The following is a 25,422-nucleotide window of genomic DNA, read 5'->3' on the forward strand; positions in this document are numbered from 1 at the left end:
CGTCACGCTATGACCACATCCGCCGAACTCGGCCTGCCAGCATTGACGGTGGCCCCCGGTGGCGTGGCCACCACGACCCTGACGGTACGCAACGATCTTGACATCGTTGAGGCTTACACGTTCGAGGTGGTCGGCGACTGCGCCGGCTGGACGAAGGTGGAGCCGGCCCGGGTGTCGCTGTACCCGGGGACCTCCGAGACGGTGACGGTCCGGCTGGCTCCGCCGCGCTCCCCCGCCACCCGGGCCGGCGAGTTCCCGCTCGGCATCCGGGTGCTGCCGGTCGAGCGCCCCGACCTGGTGACGGTGCCGGAGGCCACGGTCACCGTGACGCCGTTCCAGGAGCTGCAGGCCGCGCTGGCCCCGCGCCGTCGCCGCGGCTGGCTGCGCGGGCGCTACCGGGCCTCGGTGCGCAACCTCGGCAACGCTCCCACCGGTGTGACGTTCACTCCGGGACAGGCCGGTGAGGACCTGCGGTTCCGGGTCACGCCGGAGAAGCTGCGGCTGGAGCCCGGCGAGTCCGGGGAGGTGCGGGTGCAGGCGCGCACCCGCAAGCTGATCTGGTTCGGCAAGCAGGCGACCTGGCCGTTCGAGGTGACGGTGGGCCCGGAGGAGCGGGCGGACGGCAAGGACGACAAGGGAGGGAAGGACGCGAAGGACGGCAAGGACGGGGCCAAGGCGCCGGAAGCCGCACCGGAGACCGCGCCGGCGCCCGTCCAGAAGCCGGTCCTGGACGGCGAGTTCCTCCAGTTGCCGATCTTCCCGAAGTGGCTGCTCGCGCTCCTGGCGGCGCTGATCGCGCTGCTGCTGGCCTGGTTCGCCCTGGTCCGCCCGGCGGTGCGCAGCTCCGCGAAGCAGGCGGCCGAGAAGGCCGTCGCCCAGCAGAACGCCACTCCGGCCCCGCCCGCCGGCGTCCCGGCCGGTGACACACCGGGCAGCCCCGCCAACGGGAGCACCCCGGGCGGCCAGACCAAGCCGGGCGCCGGAAAGCCGACCACCGGCCCCGGCAGCCAGGGCGGTCCGGGTCCGGGCGGCCTGGCGGTGCCGGGGACCGGCCAGCAGAGCTCCGCCACGATCGACGTCGTGACCGAGAACGGCGCGGCCACGACCGGCAGTTACCAGGTGCCGCACGGCAAGGTCTTCGACATCACCGACCTCGTGGTCGCCAACTTCCAGGGCGACCAGGGACTGGTGACCATCACGGCCGGCAACAAGACCATCACCACGATCGCCTTGGAGACCTTCCGCAACCAGGACTACCACTGGGTGACTCCCCTCCAGGTCCCCGAGGACCAGGCCGTGACCGCGAGCGTGACCTGCGAGGTGCCGGGCACCCCGGCCTCGGGCAAGCAGGCACCCACGTGCCACGAACTCCTCAACGTCAGCGGGACCCTGAGCGACATCCGGCAAGGAAACTGAACGTTTCCGGTCCGTTCGTCTCCGAGTTCCCGCTCCCCCCGCATCTCCCCTCACATCCCGTGACCATGTCAATACCCGACGGACACTGTTGCATCGTGCACCCGTCCGAACCAAACCGACCCGCCGGTAACCGGCTCTGATCTGTCCCTTGAGGGCAACCGGCCTGGCCCCTGAGGGCAACCGGGCCTCCCCTACGGGCGGTTCGGGGTGCCCCGGCCCGGGAAAAGCCGAACGCCGGTCCCCGCCCAACCAGGGCGGGGACCGGCGTTCGGTGTTGATCGCGGGTGGCGGCTGCCGGATCAGAACCAGTGCAGGCAGTGCGGCGCGCGCTCGGCGCGGAACAGGGCGTCGGCGAGGACGGCCGCGCCGGGGCGGTGGGCCCGGATGTGCCCGGCCCGGACGAGGGCGCTCGGGGCGGTGCCACCGAGGTAGACCGCGCCCAGGTCGCGGACGTCCAGGGACAGATCGGGCTCCCGGTCCGTCGGGACGCACTCGGCCTTCCCGTTCCGGACGGTCAGCAGGTACCGGTGGTGCTCGCCGAGGAACGGGTCGTCGACGTCCAGGACCAGCTCTCCGTCGGTGAACCAGCCGCGCGCGGTCAGCGCGCGCGGGACGTCCAGCAGCCGCACCCAGAGCCAGTCGGTCTCGCCGCCCGGCTGGACGGCGCGGAAGTCCGCGAGCTGCCAGCGCAGCGGGTGCTCCGGCGGGCAGTGCCGGAACACGACCTGGGAGACCAGGTCGTGGCCGAGCACGAACCGGGCCAGGTCGGTGTGGGCGGCGTCGTCGACGGCGATGGTCTCGTCCACCGTCAGGGTGTCGTCGCCGAGCGAGTAGCTGGCGTACCCGTCCGGGGTGCCGTCGGCGTCCCGGTGGACGGCGACGTAGCGCGGCGTCGGGGCGATCGGGACCTGCCCCGCGCCCAGCTCCCACCAGCGGCGCGGCCGGGACAGCGCACCGGGCTGACGGCGGCGGTAACGGTCGTAGACCTCCTCCACGATCTGCCCGCAGTCGGCCCGCCGCAGCAGTTCGACCGAGCCGGCCGCCGGGGCCTCGGCCGCCCGCCGCGCCCGGGGTGCGGCGAAGGCGGCCTGCCCGCTCGGCACCGTCAGCCGCTGGGTGTACGTCGCCGGACCGTAGCCGAACCTGCCGTAGATCCCGGCCTCGGAGGCCAGCAGGACGGAGAGGAACTCCCCTCGCGCCCGCACGTCGTCGAGCTGACGGCGCATCAGCGCGGTGAGCACGCCCCGGCGCCGGTGGGTGGGCAGGACTCCGACGGACGTCACCCCGGCGGTCGGGACGACCACCTCCCCGGGCAGGGTCAGCTCGAAGGAGCACGCCCCGGCGGTGCCGACCGGCCGCCCGTCCGCCGTCACGGCGAGCAGGTTGCGGTCCATCTCGGTCGCCGCCCACCAGACCCCGCCGCCGTCCGCGTTCGGGGTTTCCGGGAACCGCCCGAACGCGGCGTGAAGCGTGTCGACGAAGACGTCGAGGTCCTGGTCGGTCGTGGAACGGATCTCCATGCGGTGCTGCTGCCTCCCCGTACTGCCGGCGCCACCGCGTGCGGCGCCCCCCGAAGTGCAGCGCGACCGCGCGGCCCGGTCAACCGAATTACCGGCGGTCGGGGCGGCGTCGGGACGTCGGCGGCGGGCGGTGGCAGCGAGTGGCGGGGAAACGCTGCACAAAGGCTGCGGGTGGTGCCGGGAAATCGAAACGCTGCACAGTGCCGGGGTGACCACGCACGCCTGCCCGTCCCCGTCCCTCTCCCCAGCCGTCCCCGCCGTCCCCGTCGTCCCGGCCGTCCCTGTCGTCCCGGCTCCGGCCGCGGAGCTGGAGCGCCTGGTCGCCGCGGTGGCCCGGGGCGACCAGGCGGCGTACGCACGGCTGTACCGGGCCGTGGCCGCACCGGTGTACGGGACGGCGCTGCGGACGCTGCGCAGCCCCTCGCAGGCAGAGGAGGTCGCGCAGGAGGTGCTGCTGGAGGTCTGGCGCGCCGCCGCCGGCTACCGGCCGGCCCGCGGCACGGTGCTGGCCTGGGTGCTCACCATCGCCCACCGCCGCGCCGTCGACCGGGTCCGGGCGGCGCAGGCCGCCGCCGACCGCGAACTGCGGGCGGCCCTGCGCGAGCAGCCGGTCCGCGAGCCTGGCGCCGAACCGGTCGCCGAGCAGGTCGAGCGGGTCTTCGACGCGCACCGGGTGCGGTCCGCGCTCGCCCGGCTGAGCGGCGTCCAGCGGGAGTCGCTGGTCCTGGCGTACTACGGCGGGTACTCGCAGCGCGAGATCGCCCGGGTCCTGGGGGTGCCGCTGGGCACGGTGAAGACCCGCATGCGGGACGGGCTGCTGCGGCTGCGGACGGCCTTCGACGGCTCCTGACGCCCGGGCCCGACAGGGGATCATGGCAGTGGCGCAGGACGCCCGGGACGCCCAGGGCATCCGGGACGCCCGGAACATCCGGAACATCCGGGACGCCCGGGACATCCGAAACATCCGCGAGAGGAGAACGATGGGTACCGACCAGGCGGGCCTGCCGACCGGCGGCGTGGCCCGGCTCCTCGGGGTGTCCCCCACCACGATCCGCTCCTGGGAGCGCCGCTACGGCATCGGCCCCTCGCTGCGCGACCCCGGCCACCACCGCCGCTGGAGCCCCGAGGACATCGCGCTGCTCGAAGCGATGTGCCGCCTGGCGGCCCGCGGTGTGCGCCCGGCCGAAGCGGCCCGGGCGGCGCTGGCCTCCCACCACGCGGCCGCGGCCGCTTCCGAGGCCGGGGCTCCGTCCGCCGTCGCACCGGGGCCCGGGCAGGCCGCGCGGCCCGGGCCGGAGGCCGGTCGCGGCCCGGCCGGCGGCCGTGCGCTGCGGATGGGAGCGGTCCGCGCCGAGTGCCGGGGCCTGGCCCGGGCCGCCGTCCGTCTGGACTCCCCGGAGGTCGCCCGGATCCTGCGGGAGGTGGTGGATTCGCTCGGGGTCGTCGACGCCTGGACCGAGGTGATGATGCCCGCGCTGCGCGCTACCGGACGCAAGTGGGCCTCCTCCGGCGAGCAGTACGTCGAGGTCGAGCACCTGCTCTCCTGGCATGTGTCCACCGTCCTGCGTGCTGCCGCCGTACGGCCCGCCAGGCCGCGGCCCGCGCCGCCCGTCCTGCTGGCCGCGATGCCCGACGAGCAGCACAGCCTGGCGCTGGAGGCGGCCGCGGCGGGCCTGGGCGAGCGTGCGCTGCCGTTCCGGATGCTGGGTGCGGCCGTCCCGCCCAGGGCGCTGCTGGACGCGGTGCACCGGATCGGCCCCGGCGCCGTGATGCTCTGGTCGCAGCTCCCGCCCACCGCCGACCACGAGCTGGTCCGGCGGGTGGCCGACTCCACGTGGGGCGCACGCGGCTCCCGCGGCCGGGCCCTGGTGCTGGCCACCGGCCCCGGCTGGGGCCGCTCCGGCGCCCCGGGCGGCACCGCGGGCCCGCAGAGCCTGGCGAGCGCCCTCGACCTCCTGGAGCGGACCGTCACCGGGTGATCCGCGCGACCGTCCCCCGGCCGCCGAATGTCCCTCGACCGCCGGATGTCCCTCTGCCGCCGAATGTCACCCGTTCGGGTGACTCCGAGTGCCCTGGCCCATCCGGGGCCCGGTCGGCACCGAACCCACCGTGCCGGCGGTCGGCCGGGACGAGGACATGGACGGGTACATGGACGTGGACGTGGACAGGGGCCCGACGAGGGTGTCCGACAGGGCGGGACGGGCGCTGCGGGTCCGGCCCGCGACCCACGAGGACCAGGCCCAGGTGGTCCGGCTGATCGCGGCCGACCGGCCCGCCGTGCCCTTCCCGGCGGCGGCACCCGTCGCCTGGGACCGCCGGCCCGACCGGACGGTCCTCGTCCTCCACGACAGGGACGGCCGGCTCCAGGGCGCGATGGCCGTGCACCGCCGGACGACGGCCGGCCGACTCACCGGCGGGGTGGCCTGGCTGCACTGCCGCGAGGCCGCGGACGCGGCCGAGGTCCTCGTCCGGACCGTCCTGGCGCGGAGCGGCGGCCTGACCGCCGTCACCGCCTTCACCGACCCTTCGCCCTGGCCGCCCCACCTGCCCGGCCTGCCGCTCCACCGCCGACCGGTCACCACCCGGGCGTTCCTCGCCCACGGGTTCCGCCCGATGGACCACCGCCTCCTGCTGCACCGCCCCGCCACGTCCACCATCGACCGCACCGCACTCGGCCCGCGCACGGCCGACGCCCCGCCCCTGTGGGTGTCCCCGGAGGGCACCCTCCACCGCGACCGCGGCACCGTCGGCCCGCCCGCGCCGGCCGTGCTGTGGCGCCGCAACCTGCCCCGCGCGCTGGAGGAACTCGACCGCGCCGGCGGCCGGGACGTCCTGGCCATCGTCGATCTGCTCGCCCCCGGCGCCTGCGAACTCGCCGCCGTCCTCGCCGGGTTCGGCTTCGACGAGCTCGACCTGCTGCGCTCGCTGGTCCTGACCTGACCCGAGGGCCTGGGGCCGGGGTCCGTCGCCTTCCGGACCGCCGGGTCGCCGGGGGCGCCGAGCGTTACATTGAGGCGGAGAGGGGCGCCGGTCCGGAACGGGGTGGCTGATGCACTCGATCACCGCCTGGCTGAGCGGACTGTCCGGTCCGGTCGGGTACGCGGTGGTCGCGGGCCTCGTGCTCGTCGAGGACGCCCTCTTCTTCAGCTTCGTCGTCCCCGGCGAGACGGCGGCCGTCCTCGGCGGGTTCCTCGCCCACCAGGGCCGGCTCTCGCTCGGCTGGCTCGTCCTGTTCGTGGTCTGCGCGGCCGTCCTCGGCGACACCGCCGGCTACGAGATCGGCCGCCACATCGGCCCGAGGATCCTCGACACCCGCCCGATGCGGCGCCATGCGACCCGGGTCGACCGGGCCCAGGAGCTGATCCGCCACCGCGGGCCGGCCGCCGTCTTCTTCGGCCGCTTCGTCGCCTTCTTCCGCGCCATGGTGCCCACGCTGGCCGGCATGTCCCGCATGCCCTACCGCCGCTTCCTCCTGTACAACGCCCTCGGCGGCGTCCTCTGGGGCGTCGGGTTCACCCTGCTCGGCTACTTCGCCGGAGCCGCCTACACCCGGGTCGAGAGCACCGTCGGCCGGGTCCTCGCCCTCGCGATCGCCGCGGGCGTCGTCATCGCCCTCGCCGTCTGGTACCTGCGCCGGCACCGGCGCGGAACCCGCGCCCCGGACCGCGGCGACCGGAGCGACCGGGACGAGTAGTCCTGCCCCCACCGCCGACTCGTGCCCTCGTCGACCGAGGAATCGACAGCCGGCGAGAGGTCCTCGCCACCGGTGCGGACCGTGACCGCATCGTGTGGCATCGCCCCCCCTGCGTCCGGCAGCGCGGGCTCCGGCCCGGGGTTACGGTCGGAGAGCCGACGACCGAGGGCTGACGGAACCGGCGCCGAGCCGGACCGGACCACCCGGCCCCGTACTCGCGGTCCGGAATCCGGTTCGGACCCGGACATCCGGGCAGCCGCCCGGTATCCCATCCGTCGAAGCCCAGGACCCGGAAAGGGGAACGAGCCCATGACCACACGCGACGACCACGGAACGCATCCGGACGAGGCGACGCAGGAACGGTCCGCCGAGGAACGCGCGATCACGTCCCCGACCCCGGCGGACGTCCGGGCGAAGGCCGAGGGCCGGACCGGAGCCCGGGAGCGCTCCGCCGAGGAGCGATCCATCAGTGCGCCCACCCCGGCCGACGTGCGGCGGAAGGCGAAGCCGGACGAGGAAGAGGAGCCGGAGCCGCCCGCGGCGGACACCGTGGCGCCGTGAGGCTCCGCACGATCACGCGGTGATCACCCGGTGACCCGCGAACCCCGCCCCGCCCCGCCCCGCCCCCGCGACCGTGCGCCGGGGCGGGGCTTCGCTGTATGGGCCCGGAGCGGTGGGCGGCTGCCCGTTCCCCCGACCGGGAAACCACCCGGGTGGGGGATCACGCCGGGCGACGCGGTTGCGTTGAGAGACGAGGAATGCACCCCGGGCGCGCGGGTAACCGAGCGCTGCCACCACCGGCCGTCACGGCCGGGGGAAACCGGGTGCCATCGCCAGAATGGGAGTTCGTCGCATGACTGTCGCCACCTCCTGGTCCACCGCCGTCACCCTGCCCGAGGGCCCGTTTCCCGACGTGGCCGTGGAGGCGCAGCTGCGGTTCGACACGGCGTCGCCGTACGCGGTGTGCCTGGCGTTCCCGCCGCTCGGCGACGACGACGCGGCGCAGTGGACCTTCGCGCGCGAGTTGCTGGACAGGGGCCGGCACGGCCCGGCCGGCCCCGGGGACGTGACCGTCGCGCCCGGGCCGGAGGACCGCGTGCTGATCACCCTGCGCTCTCCGGCCGCGCGGGCCGTCATCAGTGTTCCGGCGGCCGTCGTGACGGCGTTCCTCCTCGACTCCTTCCGCCTGGTGCCGGCCGGCGCCGAGGCCGAGCACCTGGACCTCGACGCCGCCCTCGCCCGCCTGCTCTCCTGACCCGCCCCATCACCAGGGCCGCCATCGGACCGGGCATGCCTCCCGGCGCACGGGGTAGGCGGGCGTCACGCGACGGACCCGGCCCGCCGGTCACCTCCCCCTCGGGTCCGGGCCCGCCGCCGGAACGCGAGGAGAGGAGAGGACCATGACCAGCCCACCGTTCCCGGCCACACCCGACGGCCCCGCCCTGTACGCCGTCGCCGTGCCCGCCCTGGCCCTCGCCGCGCTGCTCATCGGCGCGTTCGCCTGGGGCAGCCACCACCTGAACCGCCGACGGCCGAAGCCGGCCCGCGACACCCCCGCGTCCCCCGCGTCCCCCGCGACCCGTGCGGGCTCCCGGCACGCTCGGCACGCTCCCGGGCCGGACGGTCCGCACGCCTGCCACCGGAAGCCCGCGGGCCGCGAGGCCGGTCGGCGCTCGCACCGGCGGGCCCACGGCGCGGCCCCGCCCGGACGCTCGTCGTGAGGGCCACGGGCCGTTACCGGCCGCCCGCCGTCACCAGCGGGCGTGGACCTGCGCCCGGATCCGCCGGTCGTACAGCTCGCGCACGGCGGCCAGGGTGGCCGACGGCAGCGGGGGCAGTCCGGCGGCGGCCGCGTTGGCCCGGGCCTGCGCCACGTTGCGGGCACCGGGGATCACCGTCGTCACCCCCGGCTGCTGGGTGACCCACCGCAGCGCCGTCTGCGCCGCGCTCGCGCCCTCGGGTGCGAGTGCGGCGAACTCCACCGCCGCCTCGACGCCCGTCGCGAAGTCCACCCCGGAGAAGGTCTCCCCCTGGTCGAAGGACTCGCCGTGGCGGTTGTAGGTGCGGTGGTCGTCCGCGCCGAAGACGGTGTGTTCGTCGTACCGGCCCGACAGCAGGCCCGAGGCCAGCGGCACCCGGGCGAGGATTCCCACGCCGGCCGCCTCGGCGGCGGGCAGCACCTGCTCCAGCGGCTTGAGCCGGAACGCGTTCAGGATGATCTGGACGCTCGCGACGTTCGGGCGGGCGATGGCCGTCAGCGCCTCGGCGCAGGTCTCCACGCTCACCCCGTAGGCGGCGATCCGGCCCTCCTCCACCAGGGTGTCCAGGGCGTCGAAGACCTCGTCCGAGGAGTAGACCGGCGTCGGCGGGCAGTGCAGCTGCACCAGATCCAGCCGCTCGACCCCCAGGTTGTCCCGCGAACGGTCGGCCCAGGCACGGAAGTTGGCGAGGTTGTAGTGCTCGGGCCGCTGCTCGACCCGGCGGCCGAACTTGGTGGCGACGAACACCTCGGCGTCCGGGCGGTCCTTCAGGAAGCGGCCGATCAGCCGCTCGCTGCGGCCGTCGCCGTAGACGTCGGCGGTGTCGAAGAGGGTGACGCCGGCCTCCACCGAGGCCTCCAGCACGGCCAGGGCGTCCTCCTCGCGGACGTCCCCCCAGTCCGCGCCGAGCTGCCAGGTACCGAGTCCGACGATCGAGACGGGGCGGCCGGTACGGCCGAGTACACGCTGTTCCATGGAGCGAGCCTCTCACGCGACGCCCCGGCCGCACCACGCACCGCTGCCGCACCACGCACCACTGCCGCACCACGCACCGCTGCCGCACCACGCACCCCGCACCGCTGCCGGCTCACGACCCGCCGTCGAGGCGCCACCGGCGGAACACGGGCCCGCCGACCGGACCCGCGGGGCCGTTGGGACCAATCCGCGCCGCGGGCGGCTCCGAACATCCGGGGAGAAGCAGCTGAAGCGGTAGAAGCAATCAGAACACCCGACGGCACCACCTGTGAGGCCCCGCCCGTGACCGTATCGATCGCCCTGTTCACCCAGGACCTGCGGCTGCACGACAACCCCGTGCTGCACGCCGCCCGGTCCGCGGCCGACCGGGTCGTCCCGCTGTTCGTCCTGGACCCGGCCGTCGAGGACGCCGGCTTCGCCGCGCCCAACCGGCAGGCGTTCCTGGCCGACTGCCTCGCCGACCTGGACGCCTCGCTGCGCCGGATCGGCTCCCGGCTGATCGTGCGCCGCGGCGAACCCGCCGAGCAGACCGCCCGGGTCGCCGTCGAGGCCGAAGCCGAGGCCGAAGGTGCGGCCAAGGGTGATGCCGGTGGCGTTCCCGCTCCCGTCACCGTGCACATCGCCGCGGGCGTCAGCGCCTTCGCGCACCGACGGGAGGCCCGGCTGCGCGAGGTGTTCGGCGACCGCCTGCACGTCCACGACGCCTCGGTGACGGTCGTCCCCGCGGGCCGGATCACCCCGGCCGGCCGGGACCACTACGCGGTCTTCACCCCGTACCACCGCGCCTGGCAGCAGGCGCCCCGCCGCACGGTGCTCGGCGCGCCCCGGGCGCTCGACACCCCGGGCGGCATCGGCAGCGAGAACCTGCTGCTCACCGGACCGCTCTCGCCCGCCCTGCCACCCGGGGGCGAGAGCGCGGCCAGGGAGCGGTGGCGGCGCTGGGACGTCGACGCCTACGCCCGGGTGCACGACGACCTCGCCGCCGACGCCACCTCCCGGCTCTCCCCGTACCTGCACTTCGGCTGCCTGTCCCCGACCGAACTCGTCGAACGCGCCCTGCGGCACGACGGCGAGGGGGCGCAGGCCTTCGTCCGGCAGCTCGCCTGGCGCGACTTCCACCACCAGGTCCTCGCCGCCCGCCCCGACGCCGCGCACCGGGACTACCGCACCAGGGACGACCGCTGGCACCGGGACGAGCGCGAGGCCGAGGCCTGGCGGCAGGGCCGCACCGGCTACCCGATCGTCGACGCCGGAATGCGCCAGCTCGCCGAGGAGGGCTGGATGCACAACCGGGCCCGTCTGCTGACGGCGGGCTTCCTCGCCAAGTGCCTGTACCTGGACTGGCGGATCGGCGCCGCCCACTTCCTGTCGCTGCTGGTCGACGGCGACGTGGCCGACAACCAGCTCAACTGGCAGTGGGTCGCGGGCACCGGCACCGACACCCGCCCCAACCGGGTGCTCAACCCGCTGCGCCAGGCCGACCGGTACGACCCGGACGGGACGTACGTGCGGCGCTGGGTGCCCGAACTCGCCCACCTGCCGGGGGCCGCCGTCCACCGCCCCTGGCTGCTCGACCCCGCCCCCGACTACCCGGCCCCGCTCATCGCCCCGGACGCCCTCACGGTCCGCTTCCGCGAGGCCCGGGGCCTGGACTGAGCACGGCCGGGCGCCACCCGGTGGAGGGTGGCGCCCGGCCGCGCGACCTGCTCGGCGGTCAGCGGTGATCAGCCGTGGTCGGCCATGGGTCGGCCGCGTTCAACGGTGGTTGCCCCTGCGGCTGTCAGACGGCGAGCTTCTGGCAGAGCAGCGCGGACGGCCGCGCCGCCCACAGCTGCCACCAGGGCGCGCTGTAGGCCATGCCCGCGACGACCTCGTCGTCCGCGCACTGGCCCTTGGCGAAGCCGTACGAGAAGTCACCGCCACCGGCCGCGGCCGGGCGGTTGTCGCCCTTCTCGAACCAGAGCGTGCGGGTCGAAGTACCCAGCGGGGCGGCGGACTTGGCGCACAGCGCGCCCATCGTCCGGCCGTTGCGGCTGTACCCGGTCATGACCGAGCCGGCCGGGCACTGGGCCTTGGCGTAGCCCGACGCCCATTCGCTGGTCACATAGGTGCCGCCGTGGTCGACGACGAACGCGCGGCCGGCGTCCCACAGGTCCGCCTTCGTGACGTCCGTGCAGAGGCCGTTGTCGCCGCCGTAGCTCAGCCCGATCAGCCGGCTGCCGTCCGGGCAGGCGGCCTTGAGGGCGTACGGGTCCCAGTCCGGCCGGGACTTCAGGTAGGCGGAGTGGTTGTCGTCGAACAGGCTGGCGTTGAGCGACGTCCAGTCCACCAGCCGTACCGGGGGCTGCCCGACACTCACCGAGGCGATCGGCCATTCGCGGTGGAAGGCCAGGAAGGGCAGGTCCGCCTCCAGGATCGGGGTGCCGAGGATGACGAGCCGGGCCATCAGCGCCCCGTTGATGTCGAGTCCGCCGTAGAGGGCCGCCGCACCGTTGACGTCCGGCGTGGTGCTCGCGCCGTCGAGGACGACGGAGCCGTTGACCACGGCCCGCAGGTACGGCTCGATGGACGCCTTCACGCCGATCGTGTCGTACAGGGCGATCGAACCCTCGGCGAGCAGGCCGGCCTTCGCCGAGGCGGAGCCCCTGAGGTTGAGGCGCAGCGGGGAGACGGTGGAGTTCCCGGGGTCGGTGGTGGTGGTCCAGCCCGGGCCCTTGACGTAGTCCGAGTGGACGCCCCACTGGCCGTCGTAGGCCTGCTCGGCGTCGAGGCTGACGGTGCCGTCGGCGCTGATGTCGGCCGAGAGGGTGAAGGCCAGGTTGATCACGACGGGCAGCGGGCCGACCATCACCACGGGGCTGGCGCTGTACTTGGCCAGGGGTATCCGGATCGGCCCGGTGCTCGCGGTGAGGTTCGCGCTGACGTGCCAGTCCGCGTGCGCGCCCAGGGTGAAGCCGACCCGGGCCTGCTGGGGGTCGATGACGCCGAGGCCGCCCTGGTAGGAGAAGTCGATGGCCGGACGGAGCGAGACCGAGCCGGACATCTTCGCCGAACTGCCGTCGGGCAGCGGGACGGTGACGTTCGCGCTCAGCCCCAGGCTGCCGGACACCGAGCCCTGACCGGAGGTCGCTCCGAAGTCGGTGACGACCTGGACGCCGCCGATCTGGGGCTGGACGTCGAAGGTGCTCGGGCTGACGGCGCTGCGCAGGCTGGTGCTGGTGCCGCCGAGCAGTTCGGGGAGGGTGGCCGGGCGGGTGGAGACGGCCACCTTCCCGTCGGCCGTCGACTGCACATCGGTGACGGCGACCAGCGCGCCGTGCGGGGCCGCCGGGGTGGGCGGGCTGTCGATCAGCTGCCCGGGCCGGACGGCGGCCGCGGCGGCGTCCGGGCTCGCGGCCAGGGCGGACGGTGCCTGCGGACCGGTGGTGGCCGGCGCGAGCACGGCGGCGCCGGTGGTCGGGTCGTAGGAGGAGAGCGCGAGGACGGGGGCGGTGGTGGCGGTCGCCGGCGCGCTGCCCTGCGCCGGGGCCGCCACCGTGGCCGCGGCCGTGCCGGACGTCGGGGGCGCCAGCGTCGCCGACGCGCCCGGGGCGGCGGAGGGGTCGGACGACGCCGCTGCCGTGGTTGCGGTGGTTGCGGTGGCTACGGTGGTGTTCGCGGCGGCCGGTGAGGCCGCCGCTCCGGTCAGGACGGCGCCGCAGAGGAGGAGCACGGTGGTTGTCGCCGCGGCTGACAGCGTCAGCTTGCGCACGGTCACGTGGAGGGTCCCTTCGGGGTCAACGGTGCTGAGGCAGTGGTGACTTGTGGCGGGACGCACAGCTCGGAGCCGTCGCACCGACTCTCGAACCGCCGGGTAACATAGCACTGACCGACAGCGTTGTTGACTGGTTCGGGCGAATCCCGGGTCGCGGCCACCGAGACTTCACCGCCCTGGAGCGGGGCCTTCCCCTCTGGTTCACGCGGCACCCGGCGGCCGGGGTCGGGGCCGGGACGGGCCGACGGAGCGGATCCGGGGCGGTTCCGACCGTGCCGACCGTGCCGACCGGCCATCACCTCCGCCGAACGGCCGCCCGCTCACGGCCTCCCGCTCAGGCCTCCTGCTCACGGTCTCCCGCTCAGGCCTCCCGCTCACGGCTTCGCCGGGCGCGGCCAGTCCAGGACGGAACGCACCGTCCCCGCGAGGAGCCACTCCTTGTCCTCGGCGCCGAGCCGGTCGGTCTCCCGCAGGGCGAAGAGCTCGTCGGCCCAGCAGTGGTCGCCGCTGATCATGGTGTGGTCGCTGGCCCACATGACGCGCTCGCGGCCGAAGGCGTCCAGCACGCGCAGCAGTTTGTCGAGCGCGGGCGTGAACGGGTAGTCACCGGCGTGGAACAGCTCCGGGCCGTGCCCCCACTTGATCATGATGTTCGGCTGGTCGGACAGCCGCAGGACGTCCTCGAACTCCTCGTCGTTCACCGGCATTCCAACGTGGTCGAGGACGATCGGGGTGTCGGGATGGGCTTTCGCGTAGGGGCGCAGCAGGTGCCCGTTGCGCGCCGTCATCGCGAAGACGGGCAGGCCGTGGTCGGCGGAGGCGTCGAACACCGGCCCGTAGTCGCCCCGGGCCAGTTCCCTGACGTCCTCGTCCTCGCGTGCCACGATCCGCACCGCCCGGGCATACGGCGCGTCGGCCACCGCCCTGATACCGGCCGCGAGTTCGGGATCCCGGTGGTGGATGCGCAGCAGGTAGCAGAAGCGCTCGGGGTACCGGATCGACGCCATCTCGGCCCCGGGCGCGACGGCACGGAACGCGCGGGCCCCCGGTAGCGCGATGCCCGGCTCGCCGTGGCCGGTCCGGGCCTCGAACCCCCAGAACTCGTCGATCACCGCCGCCTGGATACCCAGGGCGTTCATGGCGGCGAGGGTCTCCTCGGCGCTCATGGTGAGGTGGAGGTGGATCTGAGCGTCGACGATGTCCATCGGCATGGGTACGTGCCTTTCGCGAACCCGGCCCGGGCCCGGGGGCGAGGTGCGGCGCCACGGTGCCGGTGTCCGCGCCGGACGTCCTCGCAGCCTCACCGTAGGGAACAACGAGGCTGGGACGACAACGACACTTCGGGAAACGGATCATGAGTCCTGATCATGTCCCGGCGGCGACCCGGCGACAGAAGACCCGTGGCCAGGAACGGGCGTGGTCCGGGGGTCCTCATCAGCCGCCCGGAGACCAGCGCGGCCGCGGCGACGGCCAGGCTGACGGGAAGGACCGCGAGGCCCGAGGCGGCCGGGGACATCCCGCGCACCTGCTGGAGGTAGGGCGGCAGCAGGAACAGCGACCCGGTGACGCAGAGGTAGAACGTGCCCGCCAGCATTGCCGCGGTCCGCACGCCGGGCGTGCGCAGCAGATCCCGGTCCAGCAGGACCGCGTCCCCGTCGCGGGTGCGCCCGCGACGCCACCACAGGCAGCCGCCGGCCGCCTCGACCTCGACTGCACCGCCTCCGTCGTCCCCGGAACCCACACCCTCGAACTCGTCGTCCTGACCGCGGCCGAGGACTCCCCCACCCACAGCGCGCTGCGGCAGGCCGCTTCGCAGCGCCGAGTCGGCCCGCGAGAGCGGAAATCGGTGGTGGGGCGGCGGTGTCAGTGGAGACGCCTAGGGTGCCTCGTACCCGAGACCAGGAGAAGGACATGCCCTTTGTCGACGACGTGGCTGCACCGGTGTCGGGCGGGTGGGAGGCATGGCTCGCCTACGCGGACGCGCTCACCACGGCAGGTGACCCACGAGGCGAGGCGATCCGGCTGGAGCACCTCCACCGGAACGGCGGCGAGGACGTGCCGGAGCCGGCCGCCGCGTACGCCGAGGTGGAGCGTGCGCTCGGGCTCGATCCTCTGCGCGCTGACGGCTCCTGGCAGTTCACCTGGTCCCGCGGCTTCATCGACAAGGCCGTCTTCCGGCTGGCGGCGGAGACCGCGCCGCAGCGCCGGGCGATGCTGGAGCGGCTCCTCGCGGACCTGCCCCACGCCAGGGCCTCCGATCCGACCGATCCCGAGCAGTGGGAGGCGGCGCTGATCGATGTCCTGCTGTCCCACCCGGCAACCCGCCTGCTGGCCGACCTGGAACTGCACCTCACCGACTACCACCACTCCGCCGAACGCGCCGCGGCCGCCCTCTCCCGTCGACCGTGGCCCCGACTGCAGGCCCTGTATTTCGGCCACGACTTCGACACGCTCTTCGAGCTCCACGAGACCTCGACGGGAAACCGGGTCGACCCCGAGAAGTACCTGCACGATGCGGTGGTGCCCAAGGAGGTGGAGCGCGCCCTGTGGACGTCCCTGCCCGCACTGCGCACCCTGGAACTCGAAGGCGCTTTCCTGTTCGACGACGTGGAACACGACACCCTGACCCATCTGCGGACCCGGGGGGCCGTCTTCTCGGACGGTTCCCTGTTCGCGTTCTCGGCACCCGGTCTCACCTCGCTGGAGGTGGAGATCGGCCATGACGTCCACGGCACCGTGGGTACCAACGCCCAGCTGGAAGCGCTGGAGGCGTCCAGGTATCCCCGACTGAGAAGCCTCGACCTGAGCGAGGCGCACTTCGACCCTGACGAGGCCGGCGACTTCGTCGTCCTCGCGGAGAGCTCGCTGCTCCCCCAGCTCACGCACCTGGGCATCAGGGACCTGGTGATCGAGGACACGAACGACGACCGGGACCCGCTGACCGTTCTGACCGAACTGGCCCCCCGGTTCGCCCACCTCGACCTGCATGTGGAGGGCGACATCGACATCGAGGGAGCCGACGACCAGGACGTCGACCACATACTCTCCGGTCTCGGCTTGGGCGAGCACGCGGACACCGGCGACGCGGACGTTGACTGAGCGATGCGCGAGACCCGCACGCCGGGCACGGTGATGGCGTCGAGCGTGACATCGGCGGCCCTCGGCCAAGCCGTCCCGGAGCGCCGACGGAGACGTGGCCGGTCAGTCACCGATCCCGAGATGCAGGATGGTGGCCCAACTGTCGCTCACCAACAGCAGGTTGCGCCACCACATGCAGCCCGAGCGCGGACCTCCGACATCGCCGGAACTACAGGGCGGCCTCACGCTCGCAGGCGCCCCGAACAGGGCCGGGGGCCACGATCCCGGAGGGCAGTGAGCGCGCGCCCGGCGATCTCGTCGGGCGCGCCGACGGCGTCGACCGTGACGAGGAGGTCCTGCCTGGCATAGTGCTGGGTGATGGGCTCCAGCATCGCCTCGTGGGACCTGACCCGACTGCGGATGCTGTTCTCGTTGTCCTCCCCGCGTTGATGGAGCTCACCACCGCAGACGTTGCAGAAGCCATCGATGAGGAGATGATCCACCGACAGCTCGAAGATGTGGCTCTGGTCCTCGCGGCAAAAGCGACGGCCCGCCAGGCGACGGACATGACGCTCCATCTCCTCCTCGGGAAGACGCAGGTGCAGCACGCTGTCGAGGGGCTTGCCGAGCTCGCCGAGCAACTCGTCCAGAGCGAGCGCCCGGGCGGCGCTGAGCGGGTGTCCGACGAGGAGGAATCCCGCGTGGGCCCACTGGTGCAGGCGGTCGCGGACGATCTCGGTGATGATCTCGTCCGGAAACAGTGCGCCGGAGTCGATGGCCTCGGCGGCTCGGACCCCCAGCTCGGTGCTCCGGGAGATATGAGCACGTATGAGATCGCCGGCGTGGATCCGCGGCACGGCCAGGGCCTTGGCCAGCGCAGTGGCGGGGGCTTCCCGTCTGAACACCGGAGGCTGGAAGAGAACGACGCGCATCAGCCCATGATGCCCGTCCGGTGCCACCGGGCTCTGACCGCATGCCGTCGAACCTTGACGGACGCGCGTTCGCTTCGTCGACCGTTGCTTCCGCCGATCTGCTAGCCTTCCGGAGGCCGTGCGAGAGAACAAGGAGGTGGTACCCGTGAACGTATCGACGTGGGTGCTCTCCTCCGGGGTCACGGTCGGGCGATAGGTCGTCGTCCGGGAGCGCCGTTCCAGCGCATTCCCGAAAGGCACGACCATGAACTTCACTTCCGAACAGCGCCTCGACGACGACATCCTCGAGCGCGAGTTCACCCTCGGCGAGATCCCCGGCATCCTGTGGACGCCCGCATCCGCCTCCGCGTCCGAGCCGGTCCCGCTGATCCTGCTCGGCCACCCCCCGCTCGGCCTGCACAAGATGTACCCCCGGCTGGTCGCCCGGGCTCGACGCTGCGCGGCGGACGGCTTCGCCGCGGCCACCATCGAACTCCCCGGGAGCGGTGACCGGCCCCGCTGGGCCGCGGCCGAACAGGCCCGCGCCGACCTGCGGCAGGCCATGGCCGCCGGTGAGCCGGTCGGTGACGAGATCGTCGACGCCCTCATCCTCCCGCTCGTCGACCGGGCCGTCCCGGAATGGCAGTCCGCCCTGGACTCCCTCCTCGCACTACCCGGGATCGGCGGCCCGGTCGGGTACTCGGGGGGAATCATCTCCATCGGCATCCGGCTGGCGGTGGTCGAGCCGCGCATCGTGGCCGCCGGCCTCTTCGCCGGGAGCTTCGTGCCCCGCGCCATGTTCGAGGAGGCCCGCCGGGTCACCGTTCCGCTGCACGTCCTGCTGCAGTGGGACGACGAAGGGAACGACCGGCAGGCGTCCCTGGACCTGTTCGACGCCTTCGGCTCCCAGGAGAAGACGCTGCACGCCAACATGGGCGGGCACACGGGCGTCCCGCAGTTCGCCGGGGAGGACGCGGCCGGGTTCTTCGCCCGGCACCTGCGCTGATCACGGGCCGGACCAGCGGCCGGACCAGTAGGCAGGAGGCGGTGCCGGCCGGCACACCACTCGTCAAGGACGGCCTGGGCTCTCCGTGACGGCGCCGGCCAGCAGGCGCACAACCGCCCCGACCGGGCCGGTAACCAGCCATCAGCGGTACCGGCCCGATCGGAGCGGCGCCCGATCGGAGCAGCGCCCGATCGGAGCAGCGCCCGGCCACCAGCCGAACCGGACCCGGCTCCAGCCCGTATGAACCTGCTGGCAGCTCCGCTCGGCGGACCCTGGGGGCCGAGGGCCCGGGCTGTAATGGCCGGGATCCGACGCCCCGTCCCGGAGATCTGCAACCCATTAACCGGAAATCCTGCCGGTCACGGTGGCTCTCCGGTCCGGTTGCTGAGCGGTCGCGGGACGTCGCACACTGACAATAGGCACCTCCACAGGCCTGATGGCCCCCTCCGACTCTGAAACCTCACCCGCACCCGGTCTCCGGCGGACGAGACAGTGAAATGATGCGCATCACCGAGAGTTCGCGGACACCGCAGGTGAATCGCAGGAATTCAAGAAGTGGGCACCATGAAGCTGCTAGCGGAAATCGACAAGGTAGTCGCCACCGGAAAGGTGGTGGCTGCGGCGGACGACGAAGCCGTCGCGGACATCGTCATCGCCACGATCACGAGTGGCATCTCGGCTTCGTTCTACCTGACCCGCACCCAGTCCGCTGCCATCAAGGAGCGGTTCTGGACTCCGGAGCGGATTCGCCGCACGGGGCTCCGCCCGATATCCCCTGAGGAGACCGAAAGGATTCGAGTGGAGCTGGGCGTCAGGGTCGCGAACTTCAGATGCGCCCCGATCACGTGCGCCTGCGGCCACGTCTACGACGCATTCGACTTCATTCAGCAAGGGATTCGCGAACACGGCCTCGACGTCGTCAATTCCGTATTCTCCCTGAAGGATTCGACGTTCCTCCAGGTCAATCCGTCGTTCACCCCGATCTGCCCCGTGGACGACCAAAAGCTGATCCGTACCCACGGCGCCGACGACGGCTTCGAATACGACTGCGACGAGTACGGCGGGTGCTGCTACCAGGAGTGATACGAGGGCGTTCTGCGGGTGTCGGCGGTCGTTCCTCCGTCACTCGGCCAGGGCCGCGCGGAGGAACGCGAGGATCTCGGCCCGGGCGGCCTCGGCCTGCGGTTCCAGGCCGGGCAGGGTGAGGAACGCGTGCTTGGCTCCCGGGTATTCGGAGAGCCGCACGGGGGTCCCTGCTTCGCGCAGCCGCTCGGCGTAGCTGCGGCCGTGGTCGGCGACCGCGTCCCGGGTGGGCACCACCACCAGCGCCGGGGCGAGCCCGCTCAGGTCGTTCGCGTGCAGCGGTGAGACCGCACCAGCGTCGGCTCCCGGCGGAACGGCGAGCCGCTGGAAGAGCCGCAGCAGCGGCAGGGCCGGGGTCGGGTCGTCCGCGTACTCGGCGATCGAGGGGTGGTCGAACATCCCCGTCCCGGTCACGTCGGCCACCGGATTGACCAGCACCTGCGCCTTGAGCTCCACGCCGGCCTCCCTGGCCCTGATCGCCGTCAAGGCGCTGATCAGCGCGCCGCAGCTCTCACCGAAGACGGCCGTGCGCGCCGGGTCGACACCCCACTGCGCGGCATGCCGCACCACGTGCTCCAGCACGCCCCAGCCGTCGTCGGCGGCGTCCGCGAGCGGGCTGCCGGGGGCGAGGAGGCGGTGCTCGACCGAGACGACGAGGGCGGGCAGTGCCGCGGCGAGGTGGCTGTTGGCCCAGTCGCACTGGGTCGCCGTGCCCACGAAGCCGCCGCCGTGGACATGGACCACGAGTGGCAGGTCGGTTCGGGTGCCGGCCTCGCCCTCCCCCGTCGACTGCGGCCGGTACACCCGGACCGGGAGGTCACGGCCGGGCAGCGCCACCTGCTGCCAGGCGATCGCGGCGCCGGGATCGGGTTTCCCGAGGACGGCCCGAGCCGCGCCCGACGCCCGCCAGCGGTTCTCCGTGTCGCGGTGGGCGAGCAGTTCCTCGGTCGTGATCACCGAGTAATCCGGCTCCGACGGCCGTGTCGCGAAAGCGCTCCCACTCATGCGTCCTTCTCCCCCTCCCGGCCGGGTGCCGGGGTCTCGTTGTGGTCGGACTGTGCGTTGCACCGATTATGCACGCAGTGCGTGCAACAGCAAGTGCACAAGCAAGCGCATGAGCAAGTACAAGAGAAAGTGCATGAGCTAGGCTGACTCCGGACGAGCGACGGGAGGGCGGGATGACCGGCCGAAGGCGATGGTCGACCGAGGAGATCCTGGACACGGCGGCGGAACTGCTGCGCACGAGCGACGCCGAGTCGTTCAGCGTGCGCAAACTCGCCGCGGCCCTCGGAACCGACTCCTCCAGCCTCTACCGGCACTTCCGGAACAAGACCGAACTGCTGCGCGCGGTGGCCGACCGGATCCTGCTGGCCTCCATGGACGGCTACCGCCCCGAGGGCGACTGGAAGCAGCGCATCACCGCCCTGGCCCTGCGCCTGCGCGAGGCCTTCGGCGAGCAACTCCAACTCGCCGCGGTGTGGGGACGCTACGGGTCCGGCGGCACCGGATCCCGCATGGTCATGGAGGAACTGCTGCAGGCCCTGCGCGCGTCCGGCCTGCCCGACGAGGAGGTCGCGGTGCGGTACCACCGCATCGTCATCCTCCTCGCCGCGCTGATCTCCTCCGAGGCCGGCATCAGCACCGTCACCCCCGAGGAGTACGAGCAGGGCATGGAGCAGTTCCGTGTCGCCGTCCTCGGCGCCGACCCCGAACGCTTCCCCGCCCTGGCCCACTTCGCCCGCGACATCCGCCCCCTCGGAGCGGACCGCCGCGCCGCATTCGAGGAGATCCTCGCCGCCCACCTCGCCCGGATCGAGGCCCTGCTCCCCTGACGTGCCGGACCGTGGGTGCCGTGCGGTCGCCGACTACGCCTGGACCCTTGCCCCCGCCGCCAACCGCCGCCTCACCCGCGCCGCCGACCGCACCCGCGAGTTCGGCTTCCGCCTCGACGGCCTCCTCGGCCGCGACATCCACGGCATGACCGTCGGCGTCATCGCCACCGGCAAGATCGGCGAATGCTTCGCCCGCGCCGCCGTCAGCCCCTGGACTCAGCGGACCGGTCATCACGAGACAGCGAAGCGCCGGGAGAGTCGGACGCCCACCACTTGCCAGAGACCCCTTGACCCCCAGCGACTGAAAGGGGGTGACGGTCCGTCCGTTCAGTCCAGAAGTCGCAGGTCAGGGCCTGTCACGTCCAGGCCACATGACACCTGACAGCACCTCGTGACGCCCAATCCGTGAGAGGCACGTGAGAGGCACTGGGCGACTGGGGGTTCGAGAGTGACTTGCCTCACAGCCTCAATCTAGGACTCACTCGCCCTTTTGAACGCCTCGCAGCCGACGATCATTGCTGCCCGATGGACGGCGCTCGCACCGCAGAGGGCAAGCCACATCGCGACCACCCTGGTCGCTGATCGGAGCAATCAGTCCCGCCGGCACACCTGCGGCGGCGTGTCTGCCTGGTACGGCACGCTTCGCGGTTTGCACCCACCCTTACGCGGATCATCGACCTCATGGAATGATCGCGGGACCGGTCTGGCTTTGGGGGTGTGATGGCAGACGGCGGAGAGCAGTACGAAGCGTCAGCGTCAGCTTTGGGCTATTTGTTCCAGTTCGCCAAGGCTCTGCACATGTGCTTCGAGCAGTGGATGAGCGCCGGCCCTGACTGGAGCATCGCGGTTGAGGCCGCCGACGACATCGAACAGCACGTGGGCTCCGTGACCGACCTTCTACAGCTCAAACAGCGTGCCGAGGGCGTGCGTTTGACCGATACGTCGAAGGATCTGTGGAAGACCCTCCGGATTTGGGCAGAGGCAGCCACGGCAGGGCGCATCGACCTGGACGAGACGAACCTCTACCTGCTCACCACAGCTGAGTTGCCTGTAGGCAGCGTCGGCTATCTCCTCCAGCATCGCGACACGGGACACCGCGACGAAGAGCGGGCCTTGAAACAGCTCTGCGCTGCAGCCGGAGCCTCAAAGACCAAGAGCCAAGACCTCCTGAAGTCATTCGCTGCGCTGACCGGCATAGCCAAGTCACTGCAGAGCGCCCTGCTTGCGCGAGTCCAGATCGTCGGGGACACAGAGGACATCGCCGACGTCCGGACCGCGATGCTTCGCCTCGCCGCCGTAGCCGCCGGCCACGACGCCGCCAGAGCCTTCTTGAACCGGCTGGAGGGGTGGTTCTACGACCGCGTGATCGAGCAGATGCGCACGCCAGGTGGCAGCCCTATCACTGGTGTCGAGTTCGACGAGGTATTCAGTAGCCTCCAACGACAGTTTCAGCACGACAATCTGCCGATCGACGGCGACATCACCCTCATGACCGGCGACCCCACGGAACAGGCAGAGAAGATCTTCGTCCGGCAACTGGGGCTCATCGGCGTGGGCTCCACACGCATCCGCTTCGCAGTTCGAGACTACGTGCGCGCCTTCGCGCAGCGCTCGCGATGGACCAACGAGAACCTGCTGCGACCGGGTGAGATCGGCGAGTACGAGCGTCGGCTGGTGGAAGAGTGGGAAGCCCGCTTCGCTGTGATGGAGGAAGAACTCGGCGCCGAGGCCACCGAGGAGCAGAAGAAGGCCGAGGCCAAGCTCATCTACCGATGGGTCGACCAAGAAGCCCGCTTCCAGATCCGCGCCGGATGCGACGAGGTCTTCGTGACCAAGGGCTCCTACCAGATGCTCGCCGACGAGTGCCGAGTCGGTTGGCACCCCGACTTCGCCGCCCGCCTGATGCAGCTCCTTGAGCCCGTCGAGGTGCCTGGGTGAAACTCAGCCGCGAAGAGCGCGCCCTGTACAACCCCGCCTTCACTGCGCTCCTTTGTACCCGCGCCGTCCAAGGGCACGAACAGCAGTACAACTCCCCCTGCCCGCTGCCCGTGGCCGTCGTGGCAGGGATCATGGCCCTTCAGCCCGCGGTCAGGGCAGCCCTCCCGGGCACCCTGAACAGCGGACTTATGAAGTGGCTCGAGGCGAATGACGGCGTACGCATCGCCATGACCCGGAACGCGGCCCCCCTCGCCGCCGTGGTTCGCCCCGGCGTCCTGTTTGCCCTCCAGACCAGGACCCTGCTGGCCACAACAGAGGGACTCACCCTGGCCCTGGGCCCCACCACCAAGGGGGTCAAGGGAGCCACCGATCAGACCATCGCGATCCAGCAGGCCGCCCAGTTCCTCGGGCGCTGGCTGCCCAGCACGGGCAGCCTCAGCACAGTCCTGACCCTTCTCGGAGTCAAACCGTGACGTTCCAAATTCAATCGGTCACCATCTACGGCAAGAAGCCTGGCCAGATGCGTACCGTCTTCTTTCAACTCGGCGCCCTAAACATCGTGACGGGTGACTCCCGACGTGGAAAGAGCGCACTGCTGACGATCATCGACTACTGCCTCGCCAGCTCCGACTACCCCGTCAAAGCGGGCAAGGTCCGCACCTACGTCAGCACCTATGGCATCACCCTCACCAAGCCCGGTGAGCAGCTCTTCGTTGCCCGTCAGGCGCCCAAGGACAACGCCAAGACCAGCACCACGATGAGTGTGCTCACCCAGGCCCCCGGCAGCCTGCCACCAGCCTTGGAAGATCTTCGCTTCACGACGCCCGATGACACCGCCAAGGCCTACTTGAGCGACTTCTGCGGCATCGACAACACCGTCCGCGTCCCGGCCGTCGGCAAGAACACACTCATAGCCCCGTCCATCCGCCATGCCCTCTTCTTCTGCCTCCAGGCTCAGAACGAAGTCGCTAACCCCGATGTTCTCTTCCACTCGCAGGGCGAGGAGTGGAGGCCGAACACGATCCGGGGAGTCGTCCCGTACTTCCTCGGCGCGGTCGATCCCGAGCAGGCCCTGGTTCACAACAAGCTCCGTAGCCTTCGCCGGGACCTGGCCGACAACGAGGCCAAGCTCGCCGTATCCGCAGGCCGAACCCCCGCCAGCGGCCAGGCTCAGGCACTCCTGATCGAAGCCATCGAATCCGGCTTGCTGCCCCAGCAGATCGGCACGCAATCGGCAGACGATGTCCTTCAGATCCTCCGTCGTCTCCGCAATGAACTGGCCCACGGCGGCACACTGCGGCCCCACACGACCGATGACGACCCCCTTGCGTCCCTCCACGACCGCCGAGCGGATCTGCGTCGGGACTTCGCGCTGGCTCGGGCTCGGATCGCCGACCTCAAGGGCGCCCTCGCCGAGAACGACGAATTCAGCAACCAGGCCATCGAACAGCGTGCCCGCCTCACGTCCCTCGGCCTCCTTCGCCAGGACACAGAAGCCAGGGATGTCCATCACTGCCCCGTCTGCGACAGCACCATCCCCTCGGCGAACGACACTATCTCCGGCCTCACACGGGACCTCGCCCTCCTCGACCGCGATCTCGGGGTCATCCGAAACGACACCCCCGCTATCCGACGGCTCATCGCTGACCAGGAAGACCGCCTGCAAACGCTCCGCTCAGAACTTGCCCGCAACCAGGAACAGGTTCAAGAACTCACCTCGAGCCTGCGCACGACCCAACAGGAACCCGATGACCTGCGCAGGGCCGCCATCGTCCTGGGACGTATCAGCTTCTACGTCGACACGATCGCCCAGCAGGCCGCGGCGCCTCGTGTCCTCGACCGCCGTGACGAGCTGCGCGAGCAGATCGCTGCGCTGGAGGAACAGCTCAGCGGGAGCACCCAGGACGAGCGCCTCGCCAGCTTCTTGTCCCTGATCAACCAGGGCATCAGGGAGAAAGCCGTGAGCCTAGACCTGGACTTCGCGACCTCGCCCATCCGACTCGACCTCAACCGGCTCACTGTGGTCGCCGACACCACCGACGGACCAGTCCAGCTCAAGGACATGGGGAGTGCCGAGAACCACCTGGGCTACCACGTATCCACCCATCTCAGCCTCCATGAGTGGTTCACCAGGCACCAGAGCCCCGTTCCCAACGTCTTGGTCCTCGACCAGCCGTCGCAGGTGTACTTCCCAGCGGAACCGACCGGCGAGGAAGTCCTGCAGACCAACGACCGCACGCATCTACTGAAGGTTTACGAGGCTATACACCGAACGCTGCAGCAGCTCGAAGGCAAGATGCAGGTCATCGTCATGGAACACGCCGACCTTGACGACCCAGTCTTCAGCCAGCATGTCGTCGAACGCTGGCGCTACGGCAACGATTCAGGACTCGTACCCTCGACCTGGATGGAGTCCACGCCCTCAGGCAGCTAATGAGTGGCCGGGCGGATCCCC

The 25,422-nt window shown here is 71.9% G+C and carries 23 protein-coding genes and 1 pseudogene; 17 read left to right on the forward strand and 7 right to left on the reverse strand.

Annotation, left to right across the window (positions count from 1 at the left end; all coding sequences use genetic code 11):
- The first annotated feature begins 9 nt into the window (after positions 1-9).
- On the forward strand, positions 10-1,416 hold the full coding sequence (locus tag ACFVGO_RS07680; RefSeq protein WP_359897866.1) for a hydrolytic protein: 1,407 nt from the start codon (positions 10-12) through the stop codon (positions 1,414-1,416).
- Positions 1,417-1,715: 299 nt separating this feature from the next.
- On the opposite strand, the gene ACFVGO_RS07685 is transcribed toward ACFVGO_RS07680, so the two are convergent.
- The gene (locus ACFVGO_RS07685) at positions 1,716-2,936 is read right to left on the reverse strand and encodes a GNAT family N-acetyltransferase (protein WP_359897868.1); all 1,221 of its coding nucleotides are present in this window, start codon (positions 2,934-2,936) and stop codon (positions 1,716-1,718) included.
- A gap of 307 nt (positions 2,937-3,243) precedes the next feature.
- On the opposite strand from ACFVGO_RS07685, the gene ACFVGO_RS07690 reads away from it, so the two are divergent.
- From ACFVGO_RS07690 to ACFVGO_RS07720, 7 genes are all read left to right on the forward strand, one after another.
- Positions 3,244-3,786, forward strand: coding sequence for a sigma-70 family RNA polymerase sigma factor (locus tag ACFVGO_RS07690; protein WP_380631115.1), 543 nt, complete (start codon positions 3,244-3,246; stop codon positions 3,784-3,786).
- A gap of 130 nt (positions 3,787-3,916) precedes the next feature.
- Positions 3,917-4,915: a MerR family transcriptional regulator gene (locus ACFVGO_RS07695; RefSeq protein ID WP_380631116.1), complete on the forward strand. Its 999-nt coding sequence runs from the start codon at positions 3,917-3,919 to the stop codon at positions 4,913-4,915.
- An 88-nt stretch (positions 4,916-5,003) separates the two neighbouring features.
- Positions 5,004-5,876, forward strand: a complete 873-nt coding sequence (locus tag ACFVGO_RS07700) for a hypothetical protein (RefSeq protein ID WP_359897870.1) — start codon at positions 5,004-5,006, stop codon at positions 5,874-5,876.
- Between the two features lie 109 nt (positions 5,877-5,985).
- Positions 5,986-6,630 (forward strand): DedA family protein, encoded by a 645-nt coding sequence (locus ACFVGO_RS07705; protein WP_380631071.1) that lies wholly within the window; start codon positions 5,986-5,988, stop codon positions 6,628-6,630.
- A gap of 309 nt (positions 6,631-6,939) precedes the next feature.
- Positions 6,940-7,191, forward strand: coding sequence for a hypothetical protein (locus ACFVGO_RS07710; RefSeq protein WP_380358950.1), 252 nt, complete (start codon positions 6,940-6,942; stop codon positions 7,189-7,191).
- A 292-nt stretch (positions 7,192-7,483) separates the two neighbouring features.
- On the forward strand, positions 7,484-7,885 hold the full coding sequence (locus tag ACFVGO_RS07715) for an SsgA family sporulation/cell division regulator (protein ID WP_380631072.1): 402 nt from the start codon (positions 7,484-7,486) through the stop codon (positions 7,883-7,885).
- Positions 7,886-8,030: 145 nt separating this feature from the next.
- A complete protein-coding gene (locus ACFVGO_RS07720) occupies positions 8,031-8,351 on the forward strand; it encodes a hypothetical protein (RefSeq protein ID WP_380631073.1) in 321 nt (106 codons plus the stop codon).
- A gap of 30 nt (positions 8,352-8,381) precedes the next feature.
- Here the strand turns inward: ACFVGO_RS07720 and ACFVGO_RS07725 are convergent, their stop codons facing one another.
- Entirely contained in the window at positions 8,382-9,365 is a 984-nt protein-coding gene (locus tag ACFVGO_RS07725) for an aldo/keto reductase (protein ID WP_359897876.1), read from the reverse strand.
- Between the two features lie 282 nt (positions 9,366-9,647).
- Here ACFVGO_RS07725 and ACFVGO_RS07730 point away from each other — a divergent pair, with 282 nt between their 5' ends.
- Positions 9,648-11,021 (forward strand): deoxyribodipyrimidine photo-lyase, encoded by a 1,374-nt coding sequence (locus ACFVGO_RS07730; protein WP_359897877.1) that lies wholly within the window; start codon positions 9,648-9,650, stop codon positions 11,019-11,021.
- A 124-nt stretch (positions 11,022-11,145) separates the two neighbouring features.
- Here ACFVGO_RS07730 and ACFVGO_RS07735 read toward each other — a convergent pair whose 3' ends face one another.
- The 3 genes from ACFVGO_RS07735 to ACFVGO_RS07745 form a co-directional block, all read right to left on the reverse strand.
- Entirely contained in the window at positions 11,146-13,122 is a 1,977-nt protein-coding gene (locus ACFVGO_RS07735; RefSeq protein ID WP_380631074.1) for a hypothetical protein, read from the reverse strand.
- Between the two features lie 371 nt (positions 13,123-13,493).
- Entirely contained in the window at positions 13,494-14,330 is an 837-nt protein-coding gene (locus ACFVGO_RS07740; protein WP_359897879.1) for an amidohydrolase family protein, read from the reverse strand.
- A gap of 89 nt (positions 14,331-14,419) precedes the next feature.
- On the reverse strand, positions 14,420-14,860 hold the full coding sequence (locus ACFVGO_RS07745) for an MFS transporter (RefSeq protein ID WP_380631075.1): 441 nt from the start codon (positions 14,858-14,860) through the stop codon (positions 14,420-14,422).
- A gap of 170 nt (positions 14,861-15,030) precedes the next feature.
- Between ACFVGO_RS07745 and ACFVGO_RS07750 the strand changes: the two genes are divergently transcribed.
- Positions 15,031-16,218, forward strand: a complete 1,188-nt coding sequence (locus ACFVGO_RS07750) for a hypothetical protein (protein WP_380631076.1) — start codon at positions 15,031-15,033, stop codon at positions 16,216-16,218.
- 221 nt (positions 16,219-16,439) lie between these two features.
- Here ACFVGO_RS07750 and ACFVGO_RS07755 read toward each other — a convergent pair whose 3' ends face one another.
- Positions 16,440-17,129 (reverse strand): adenylate kinase family protein, encoded by a 690-nt coding sequence (locus tag ACFVGO_RS07755; RefSeq protein WP_380631077.1) that lies wholly within the window; start codon positions 17,127-17,129, stop codon positions 16,440-16,442.
- Between the two features lie 244 nt (positions 17,130-17,373).
- Between ACFVGO_RS07755 and ACFVGO_RS07760 the strand changes: the two genes are divergently transcribed.
- Together ACFVGO_RS07760 and ACFVGO_RS07765 are read left to right on the forward strand one after the other, a co-directional pair.
- Positions 17,374-18,114, forward strand: coding sequence for an alpha/beta hydrolase (locus ACFVGO_RS07760; RefSeq protein WP_380354095.1), 741 nt, complete (start codon positions 17,374-17,376; stop codon positions 18,112-18,114).
- Positions 18,115-18,669: 555 nt separating this feature from the next.
- Positions 18,670-19,197 carry a hypothetical protein gene (locus ACFVGO_RS07765; protein ID WP_380631078.1) on the forward strand — a complete coding sequence of 176 codons (528 nt, stop codon included), beginning with the start codon at positions 18,670-18,672 and terminating at the stop codon, positions 19,195-19,197.
- Between the two features lie 39 nt (positions 19,198-19,236).
- On the opposite strand, the gene ACFVGO_RS07770 is transcribed toward ACFVGO_RS07765, so the two are convergent.
- Positions 19,237-20,202 (reverse strand): alpha/beta hydrolase, encoded by a 966-nt coding sequence (locus ACFVGO_RS07770; RefSeq protein WP_380631079.1) that lies wholly within the window; start codon positions 20,200-20,202, stop codon positions 19,237-19,239.
- A 173-nt stretch (positions 20,203-20,375) separates the two neighbouring features.
- Between ACFVGO_RS07770 and ACFVGO_RS07775 the strand changes: the two genes are divergently transcribed.
- The 5 genes and pseudogenes from ACFVGO_RS07775 (at position 20,376) to ACFVGO_RS07795 (ending at position 25,401) form a co-directional block, all read left to right on the forward strand.
- Positions 20,376-21,029: a TetR/AcrR family transcriptional regulator gene (locus ACFVGO_RS07775; protein ID WP_359897887.1), complete on the forward strand. Its 654-nt coding sequence runs from the start codon at positions 20,376-20,378 to the stop codon at positions 21,027-21,029.
- Positions 21,030-21,051: 22 nt separating this feature from the next.
- Positions 21,052-21,411: pseudogene (locus tag ACFVGO_RS07780) on the forward strand (NAD(P)-dependent oxidoreductase); the annotation flags it as partial.
- A 338-nt stretch (positions 21,412-21,749) separates the two neighbouring features.
- On the forward strand, positions 21,750-22,967 hold the full coding sequence (locus ACFVGO_RS07785; protein WP_380631117.1) for an ABC-three component system protein: 1,218 nt from the start codon (positions 21,750-21,752) through the stop codon (positions 22,965-22,967).
- Positions 22,964-23,440 (forward strand): three component ABC system middle component, encoded by a 477-nt coding sequence (locus ACFVGO_RS07790; RefSeq protein ID WP_224273519.1) that lies wholly within the window; start codon positions 22,964-22,966, stop codon positions 23,438-23,440. The genes ACFVGO_RS07785 and ACFVGO_RS07790 overlap by 4 nt, the downstream gene beginning before the upstream one ends.
- On the forward strand, positions 23,437-25,401 hold the full coding sequence (locus tag ACFVGO_RS07795; RefSeq protein WP_380631080.1) for a DUF3732 domain-containing protein: 1,965 nt from the start codon (positions 23,437-23,439) through the stop codon (positions 25,399-25,401). The genes ACFVGO_RS07790 and ACFVGO_RS07795 overlap by 4 nt, the downstream gene beginning before the upstream one ends.
- The last annotated feature ends 21 nt before the right edge of the window (positions 25,402-25,422 follow it).

This window comes from Kitasatospora sp. NPDC057738 (assembly GCF_042798815.1).
Lineage (GTDB): Bacteria > Actinomycetota > Actinomycetes > Streptomycetales > Streptomycetaceae > Kitasatospora > Kitasatospora lactacystinica.